Source organism: Methylibium sp. T29 (genome assembly GCF_000576205.1).
In the GTDB taxonomy this organism is placed as follows: Bacteria; Pseudomonadota; Gammaproteobacteria; order Burkholderiales; family Burkholderiaceae_C; genus Methylibium; species Methylibium petroleiphilum.
Genome location: NZ_AZND01000156.1, coordinates 1 through 8,060, shown reverse-complemented (window position 1 = coordinate 8,060; position 8,060 = coordinate 1). Strand labels below are relative to the sequence as shown.

At 68.2% G+C, this 8,060-nt stretch carries 8 protein-coding genes and 1 pseudogene; 1 reads left to right on the top strand and 8 read right to left on the bottom strand.

The window, feature by feature from the left end:
- From x551_RS15665 to x551_RS15655, 3 genes are all read right to left on the bottom strand, one after another.
- A partial coding sequence (locus x551_RS15665) for a sensor histidine kinase N-terminal domain-containing protein (protein ID WP_036249374.1) occupies positions 1-776 on the bottom strand: 776 nt, incomplete at its 3' end.
- A complete protein-coding gene (locus x551_RS15660; protein WP_036249371.1) occupies positions 776-1,465 on the bottom strand; it encodes a response regulator transcription factor in 690 nt (229 codons plus the stop codon). The genes x551_RS15660 and x551_RS15665, both read right to left, overlap by 1 nt.
- Before the next feature lie 194 nt (positions 1,466-1,659).
- A complete protein-coding gene (locus tag x551_RS15655; protein ID WP_036235036.1) occupies positions 1,660-2,835 on the bottom strand; it encodes an acyl-CoA dehydrogenase in 1,176 nt (391 codons plus the stop codon).
- A 229-nt stretch (positions 2,836-3,064) separates the two neighbouring features.
- Here x551_RS15655 and rpoH point away from each other — a divergent pair, with 229 nt between their 5' ends.
- Positions 3,065-4,024: an RNA polymerase sigma factor RpoH gene (gene rpoH / locus x551_RS15650; RefSeq protein WP_231497758.1), complete on the top strand. Its 960-nt coding sequence runs from the start codon at positions 3,065-3,067 to the stop codon at positions 4,022-4,024.
- Between the two features lie 70 nt (positions 4,025-4,094).
- On the opposite strand, the pseudogene x551_RS15645 reads toward rpoH, so the two are convergent.
- The 5 genes and pseudogenes from x551_RS15645 to x551_RS15625 all read right to left on the bottom strand — a co-directional run.
- Positions 4,095-4,687 (bottom strand): annotated as a pseudogene (locus x551_RS15645) (SCO family protein).
- The gene (gene cyoE / locus x551_RS15640; RefSeq protein ID WP_036235031.1) at positions 4,687-5,622 is read right to left on the bottom strand and encodes a heme o synthase; all 936 of its coding nucleotides are present in this window, start codon (positions 5,620-5,622) and stop codon (positions 4,687-4,689) included. The pseudogene x551_RS15645 and the gene cyoE overlap by 1 nt, the downstream one beginning before the upstream one ends.
- A gap of 20 nt (positions 5,623-5,642) precedes the next feature.
- A complete protein-coding gene (locus tag x551_RS15635; RefSeq protein ID WP_036249369.1) occupies positions 5,643-6,818 on the bottom strand; it encodes a COX15/CtaA family protein in 1,176 nt (391 codons plus the stop codon).
- 9 nt (positions 6,819-6,827) lie between these two features.
- Positions 6,828-7,547: a hypothetical protein gene (locus x551_RS15630; protein WP_011830751.1), complete on the bottom strand. Its 720-nt coding sequence runs from the start codon at positions 7,545-7,547 to the stop codon at positions 6,828-6,830.
- Positions 7,492-8,060 (bottom strand): SURF1 family protein (locus x551_RS15625; protein WP_036249366.1); only part of this gene is annotated, 569 nt, incomplete at its 5' end. The genes x551_RS15625 and x551_RS15630, both read right to left, overlap by 56 nt.

Here is an 8,060-nt window from a genome sequence, read left to right as displayed (position 1 = left end):
GCCAGCTCGGACTCGGTCCGCAGCGCAGTCAGCGGGGTGCGCAACTGGTGTGCCGCATCGGCGATGAAATGGCGCTGCCGCGTCGCGTCGGCCGCCACGCGCTGCAGCAGCTGGTCGATCGCGTTGAGGAGCGGCTGCACCTCGCTGGGCATGCGCCCGCGACGCAGGGGCCGCAGGTCGTCGAGCGAGCGCTGCGCCAGCTGCTCGTTGACGGACTCGAGCGGCTGCATCGCGTGCCGCACCACCCACCAGATCGCCACCGCGAACACCAATGCGAACACCAGCGCGAGCGTCAGTGTCAGGACCAGCGATTCGTTGCGCGCCTTGTCCCGCTTGACCAGCGTCTCCGCCACGCGAACCTGACACAGCCGGGCGCCGCACTCGACCGCGTGCACCGCCATCCGCACGGGATGATCGTCGACCCGCGTGTTGAACATCCGGCGCTCGCCACGAGCGAGCGTGATCGGCGGACTGGCCAGCGGGGCGTCGCCAGCCAGCCGCTGGCCGTCGGCGTCGAGCACGATGTAGTAGGTGGTGTCCGTTGCGCTCGTGCGCAGCGACTGCTCGGTCTGCTGGTTCAGCTCGAACTCCATCTGCCCGTCGATCACGTGCACCAGGTTGCCCAGCGCCAAGGCCCAGTCGCTCAGTCCGACGTCGTAGGCATCGCTGGTGCGCTGCAGCTGGCCGCGCAGGTCAAAGAACAGCCGCACCGGCGCGATCAGCACCGTGAGGAGCACCACCCACAGCAGGAGGGTGGCCTTCAGGCTGTTGAGCATCACTGCACGGAGGGAGCGGCTCCGGCGACTTCTTCCACGAGGTAGCCGAAGCCGCGCACGGCGCGGATGCGCAGGCCGGCCGGCTCGATCTTCGGCCGCAGGCGCGAGACGTAGACCTCGACCGCGTTCTCCGACAGCGCATCGTCCCAGCCACTGATGGCCTGCAGAATCTGCTCCTTGCCGACGACATGTCCGACCCGGCTGAGCAGGTACTCGAGCACCGCCCATTCGCGCGCCGACAAATCGAGCGGCTGTTCGCCGATCCAGGCCCGGTTGGCCTCGAGGTCCATGCGCAACCCACCCATCGAGAGCACGCTGCCCTGGCGCGCCTGGTGACGGCGCGTCAGCACCTTCACCCGCGCGATCAACTCGGCCAGCGCGAACGGCTTGACGAGGTAGTCGTCGGCGCCCATCTCGAGGCCGTGCACGCGATCCTCGATCGCGTCGCGCGCGGTCAGCATCAGGACCGGCAGGGTCGAGCCCTGCTCGCGCACACGACGCAGCGTCTCGAAGCCATCGATGCCGATCAGGCCGATGTCGAGGATCAGGAGGTCGTAGGGATCCGTCTTGACAGACGTCGGGACCGGTTCCCCGCGGGGCGTGTGGTCGACCACCCAGCCTTGCGAGCGCAGTGCGCGCGCCGTCGACTCGGCCAGTGCCGGGTCGTCTTCAGCCAGCAGGATGTGCATGGAGGATGGGTCTTGCGCGAGTGCCTTGGAACGGTGAATCATGTTCGAAGTGGAAGCGATGACCATGGCCCGCACTGTAGCGCGCAGGCCTGCCTCCCCGTCGACCCGCATCGTCTCCGCTGCGTTCGGCAGCGTACTGACGGTGGGCTGACGCCAACCTGAGGGGAGATGCACGCCGGCCGCGCGATCCGGCCTCAGCAGAACGCCTGGATTCCCGTGATGGCCCGCCCGAGGATCAGGGCATGCACGTCGTGCGTGCCCTCGTAGGTGTTGACCACCTCGAGGTTGACCAGGTGGCGCGCCACGCCGAACTCGTCAGAGATGCCGTTGCCGCCCATCATGTCGCGCGCCATCCGGGCGATCTCCAGGCTCTTGCCGCAGGAGTTGCGCTTCATGATGCTGGTGATCTCGACCGCCGCCGTGCCTTCGTCCTTCATGCGCCCCAGCCGCAGGCAGCCCTGCAGACCCAGCGTGATCTCGGTCTGCATGTCGGCAAGCTTCTTCTGGATCAGCTGGTTGGCCGCCAGCGGCCGGCCGAACTGCGGGCGGTCGAGCACGTACTGGCGGGCGCGGTGGAAACAGTCCTCCGCAGCACCCAGCGCTCCCCAGGCGATGCCGTAGCGGGCGCTGTTGAGGCAGGTGAAGGGCCCCTTCAGGCCGCGCACCTCGGGAAAGGCGTTCTCCTCGGGACAGAACACCTCGTCCATGACGATCTCGCCGGTGAGCGAGGCCCGCAGGCCGACCTTGCCGTGCACCGCAGGGGCTTCCAGGCCCTTCATGCCCTTGTCCAGGATGAAGCCTCGGATCTGCCCGCCATCGTCCTTGGCCCAGACAACGAAGACGTCGGCGATGGGGCTGTTGGTGATCCACATCTTGGCGCCGCTGAGGACGTAGCCGCCCTGCACGGCGCGCGCGCGCGTGGCCAGGCTGCCGGGGTCGGAACCGTGGTTGGGCTCGGTGAGGCCGAAGCAGCCGATCCATTCGCCGCGGGCGAGCTTGGGCAGGTACTTCTGTTTCTGGGCTTCGGTCCCGAAGGCGTGGATGGGCACCATGACGAGCGAGCTCTGCACGCTCATCATCGAGCGGTATCCGGAATCGACACGCTCGACCTCGCGGGCCACCAGGCCGTAACAAACGTGGTTGAGGCCGGCGCCACCATAGGCTTCGGGAAGCGTGGCGCCGAGCAGGCCGAGCTCGCCCATCTCGCGGAAGATGGCCGGGTCGGTCTTCTCGTGGCGAAAGGCCTCCAGCACACGAGGCGCCAGGCGGTCCTGGCAGTAAGCCTGCGCGGCGTCGCGCACAGCGCGTTCGTCCTCGCTCAGCTGGCTGTCGAGCAGCAAGGGGTCGTCCCAATGGAAGCTGGCGGCCATGGCGGTCTCCGGGTAAGAAACGCAGTCTAGCGAGCTCGCAGCGCCCGGGGTGACGGGCCATCGCACCTCGACCGCAGCGGCATTTGTAAGCATATGCTCACTATCGAAGAGGTTTCGGCTTGCCCGATCGAAGCAGTGTGATCCGGGCAGTCCTTGGCCCTTCCGTCTTGGAGTTTTAGCACTCGTTTTACGTGAGTGCTAATATTGATGGAACGAAAGGAGGTTCTGGATGTCTTTCGATGCCATGAACACCACGCTGTCCCTGAACACTTCCGCGGGCTCGCAGGCGCTGACGGTGCGCGATCCGTGGGCGCTGGTCCCGTCTCTCGGCGACCTGAATGCCTATATCGCCGCCGTGAACCGCCTGCCGATGCTGACGCTCGAGGAAGAGCAGTCGCTCGGCCAGCGGCTGCGTGACGAACACGACCTCGAGGCTGCCGGTCGCTTGGTGCTGTCGCACTTGCGTCTGGTCGTGTCGGTATCGCGTCAGTACCTGGGCTACGGACTCCCTCACGGCGACCTGATCCAGGAAGGCAATGTCGGCCTGATGAAGGCCGTCAAGCGCTTCGACCCCAACCAGGGCGTGCGACTGGTCAGCTATGCGCTGCACTGGATCAAGGCCGAGATTCACGAGTACGTGCTGCGCAACTGGCGCATGGTCAAGCTGGCGACCACGAAGGCGCAGCGCAAGCTGTTCTTCAACCTGCGCTCGATGAAGCAGGGTTTCAAGGGCGATGCCACCGACAGCGACCTGCACCGCAGCACGCTGACCGATGCCGAGATCGACATCGTGGCCAGTGAACTCAAGGTCAAGCGCGAGGAAGTGATCGAGATGGAGACGCGCCTGTCGGGTGGCGATGTCGCGCTCGATCCGCAGACCGACGACGGCGACGAGAGCTACGCGCCGATCGCCTATCTGGCCGACGACCGCCACGAGCCGACGCGTGTGCTCGACGCCCAGCGCCGTGACGCGCTGGCCGGCGACGGCATCGGCGAGGCGCTGGACGTGCTGGACGCGCGCAGCCGACGCATCGTCGAGGAACGCTGGCTCAAGGTCAACGACAACGGTTCGGGCGGCATGACGCTGCATGAACTGGCCGCCGAGTACGGCGTCAGCGCCGAGCGGATCCGCCAGATCGAGGTAGCCGCCATGAAGAAGATGCGCAAGGCGCTGGCCGCCTACGCCTGAGTCCCTGACGTGCCTTGCGGCGACGACAAAGCGGCCCGCGGGCCGCTTTGTTCATGGGGCCGGCCTTTTTTCAGGCCAGCAACTGCTTCAGATCGGCCACCCAGGCCTCGATCGGCTGTCCGTAGCGCACGAACAGACGGAGCCGCCCTTGCGGATCGTAGACGTACGCGCCCGCCGTGTGGTCCATCGTGTAGCTGTCCGCCGCCTTGCCCGGGACCTTGCGGAAGAAGGCCTTGAAGGACTTCGCGACCGCCTGGGTCTGCTCAGGCGTGCTGCGCAGCGCGACGAAGCTCGGGTCGAAGCTGCTCATATAGGCCTTCAGGATCTCCGGCGTGTCGCGCTCCGGATCGACGGTGATGAAGACCGCCTGCAGCTTGTCGCCGTCCGCGCCGAGCTGCTTCTTCACGGCGGCCAGTTCGGCCATCGTGGTGGGGCAGACATCGGGGCACTGTGTGTATCCGAAGAACACCACGGTCGCCTTGCCCTTGAAGTCGGCCAGCGTGCGCGGGTGCCCCTCGACGTCGCTCAGAGCGAAGTCGCGTGCGTAGTCGCGCCGGTGATGTCGATGCCCTTGAAGGGCTCGGCGGGCTTGGCCGCCGGGTCGCAGGCGGCCAGCAGCCCGAGCGCGGCACAGACGGTGAGAACGGCGAGCCTGCGCATCATCATGGCGTACCCCGCAGCAGCGGGCCCAGGTAGTGGTCGAGCAGCAAGGCCGCGAACAGCAGCGACAGGTGCCAGATCGAGAAACGGAAGGTGCGTCGCGCCAGCGCTTCGCTGTAGTGGCGCCACAGCCGGAAAGCATGGCCGCAGAAGCCCACACCCAACGCGCAGGCCGCGACCAGGTAGAACCAGCCGCTCATGCCGTAGACGAAGGGCAGCAGGGTCGCGGCGAACAGCACGAAGGTGTAGAGCAGGATCTGCAGGCGCGTAAAGTCGTTGCCGTGCGTCACCGGCAGCATCGGCAGACCGGCCCGCGCATAGTCTTCGGCGCGGTAGAGCGCCAGCGCCCAGAAATGCGGCGGCGTCCACAGAAAGATGATCAGGCAGAGGATCCACGGTTCGGCGCCGAGTTCTCCGCGCATCGCGGCCCAGCCCAGCACCGGCGGCATGGCGCCCGAGGCACCCCCGATCACGATGTTCTGCGGCGTCGCCGGCTTCAGCAACACGGTGTAGATCACTGCATAGCCGACAAAGGTGGCGAAGGTGAGCCACATCGTCAGCGCATTGACCCAGACCCACAGCACGGCCATGCCGGCCACGCACAGCAGCACGGCGAAGCTGAGGGTCTGGGTGTTGCTCAGCTCGCCCTTCGCTGTCGGGCGCCAGGCCGTGCGCTTCATCTTCGAATCGATGGTCTGCTCGACCAGGCAGTTGAAGGCTGCGGCGGCGCTGGCCACCAGCCAGATGCCGATCGAGGCCGCCAGGGCCACGCCCCAAGCAGGCAGCGACGGCCAGCCGGGCACGGCCAACAGCATGCCGATGGCTGCGCAGAACACGATGAGCTGCACCACGCGCGGCTTGGTCAGCGCGCTGAACTGGCGCCAGCGCGACAGCCAGGTGTGCAGCGCGGCGGGTGGGGTGGCGAGGGTCTCGGACATGTCTGCAGCAAGAAGCAATTCTAGGAAGCGCGGCGCGTCACGAGCGGCGCGGTGGCCCGGGACGACGCGGCAACCGGGCGCGCCGACGTGGTACGCAACAGCAACGCCGTCAACAGCAGTACCAGCGCGGCCGCGCCGCCGGTGTGGGCCACGGCCGCCAGCAGCGGCCAGTCGAGCACGACGTTGCTGACGCCGGTAACGACCTGCCACGCAGCCACGCCGACCAACCCCGCGGCGTAGCGGCGCAGCGCCGGTTCTCGCGCCAGCCGCCACACCAGCCAGGCCAAGCCACCGAGCAGCAGCAGCGCACCCAGGCGATGCGTCATGTGGATCGCCGTCAGCGCCGCGAACGGCAGCCACGCGCCGTCCTTGCCCACGCCCAGCGGGCGCAGCACGGCGAAGCCGTGCTCGAAGTCCATCGTCGGCCACCAGCGCCCCTGGCAGGTGGGGAAATCGCTGCAGGCCAGCACCGCATAGTTGGTGCTGACCCAGGCGCCGAGCGCGATCTGCAGCACGGCCAGCAATGACACGATGACCAAGCTGCGGCGCAACGCGGAGCTCACCCCCACGACCCGGTCGGCGGCCGGACGCCAGGCCTGTGCCGCCAGCAGCGCCAACAACGCGAGTCCGCCGAGCAGGTGCGCCGTGACGATGGCCGGGTAGAGCTTCAAGGTCACCGTGAAGGCACCGAAGGCGCCCTGCACACAGACCCATAGCAGTGTGACGGTGGCCCACCAAGGAGAGACCCGCGTCGGCGCTTCGGAACTCCCCCGGCCGTCGCGGCGCCACTGCTGCCAGCTCAGCAGCGTCATCACGGTGATCAGGACACCGACCGCCGTCGCGAGGTAGCGGTGCACCATCTCGACCCAGGCCTTGCCGTGCGTGACCGGGCCGGTCGGCAGCGCACTCTGAGCGGCCTGGATCTCGTCACGGGCGCCCAGCGGGCTGGCGCTGCCATAGCAGCCTGGCCAGTCAGGACAGCCGAGTCCGGAATCGGTGAGCCGCGTGAAGGCGCCGAACAGCACCAAGTCGAAAGTGAGAAAGAGCGTCAGCACCGTCAGCGCCCGCAACCGGTCGCGGCCGTCGCCGGAGCGCGTGCGCGCCCACACCCAGGCCAGCGGGCCGAGCGCGATCACGCAGCCCAGCAGCGCCATGCGCGCGAGCGGCTCGAGGTCGACGAGGGCTGCCGAGTCCATCTGCCGCCTTCAGCGCCCCGGCTCGTCCCAGCTGGCCGCTGCGCGCATCAGCTTCTCGAGGTCGCGCTTGATGCGATCGGGCTCGCTCGGGGCCGGAAAGCGCATCATGTAATTGCCGAGCGGATCGACCAGGAAGAAGTGCGCTGCCAGCCCCTGGCGGTCGCTGCCCGCCAGCCAGCGGTCGAGCGCCGCCGCCGGCGCCCGCAGCACGGTGGCGCCCTGCAGGGCCGGCATCAGCTCGGAACGGGGGGCTGCGGCATCGTCGATCAGCCAGACGCGATCGAGCCGGTCCTTGTGCTTGCCGAGAGATTCCCGCAATTGCCGCTGCAGGTAGAGCTGGCGCTCACACTGCGCATCGCAGGCCCCGCCCGCCACCGCGATCAGCAGCCACTGGCCCTTGAGGCGGGACGGATCGACACCGGCGCCCTGCAGGTCGCTCAAGGGCAGCTCCTCCGCGCTCGGCAGGGGCCGCTGCGGCTCCACGAGCATGCCGTGGTTGGTGCGTCCCTGGGGCCGGATGACGTAATAGGTGAAGTAGGAGGCGATCACCGGTGCCGCGCACACCAGCAGCACCAGCAGCATCTTCAGACGCCCGTGACGCACTGCGGCGTTCGGCAGCGTCGGCGACGGCAGACTGTGCACGGCGAAGCTCAGCGGCTCCGCAGTGGCCGCCTCAGCGCGCGGTGCGCCGCCGCCGGAGCCAGGGTTGGAGGAGTTGGAACCAGACATACAAACCGGTCAGCAGGGTGGCCAGGGCGAACCACTGGAAGGCATAGCCGTAGTGCTTGTGCACGTCGACTGCCGGTCGCGGCCATTGCCGCAGCAGGCCGTCTTCGGGCACGCCGCCTTCCGTCTGGACGATGGAGAGCGGACGCAGCCCGAGTCCCGTTTCTCGGGCATAGGCATCGATGACGATATTTTGCCGGAGCCGGCCCGACTCCTCGTCGGCAAAGGCATACAGCCGAGCAGGAGCCGGGGCGATCTGCCCGACCAACTCCACCCGGCCGCCGGCAGTCGGCACGTCGGGCAGCAGCGCGCGGTCGCGCAGGTCGCGTGGCGCCCAGCCGCGCTGTACCAGCACGGCATCACCGGGCGCAAGCTCCAGTGGCGTGAGCAGGAAGAAGCCCGGACGACCGTTCATCTGGCGGTTGTCGAGAAAGACGCTGTGCTCCGGCCGCCAGCGCCCGGCCAGCGTGATGCGCCGGTGCCATTGGCCGGCGGCGGTCGCGGCATCGCGGGCCA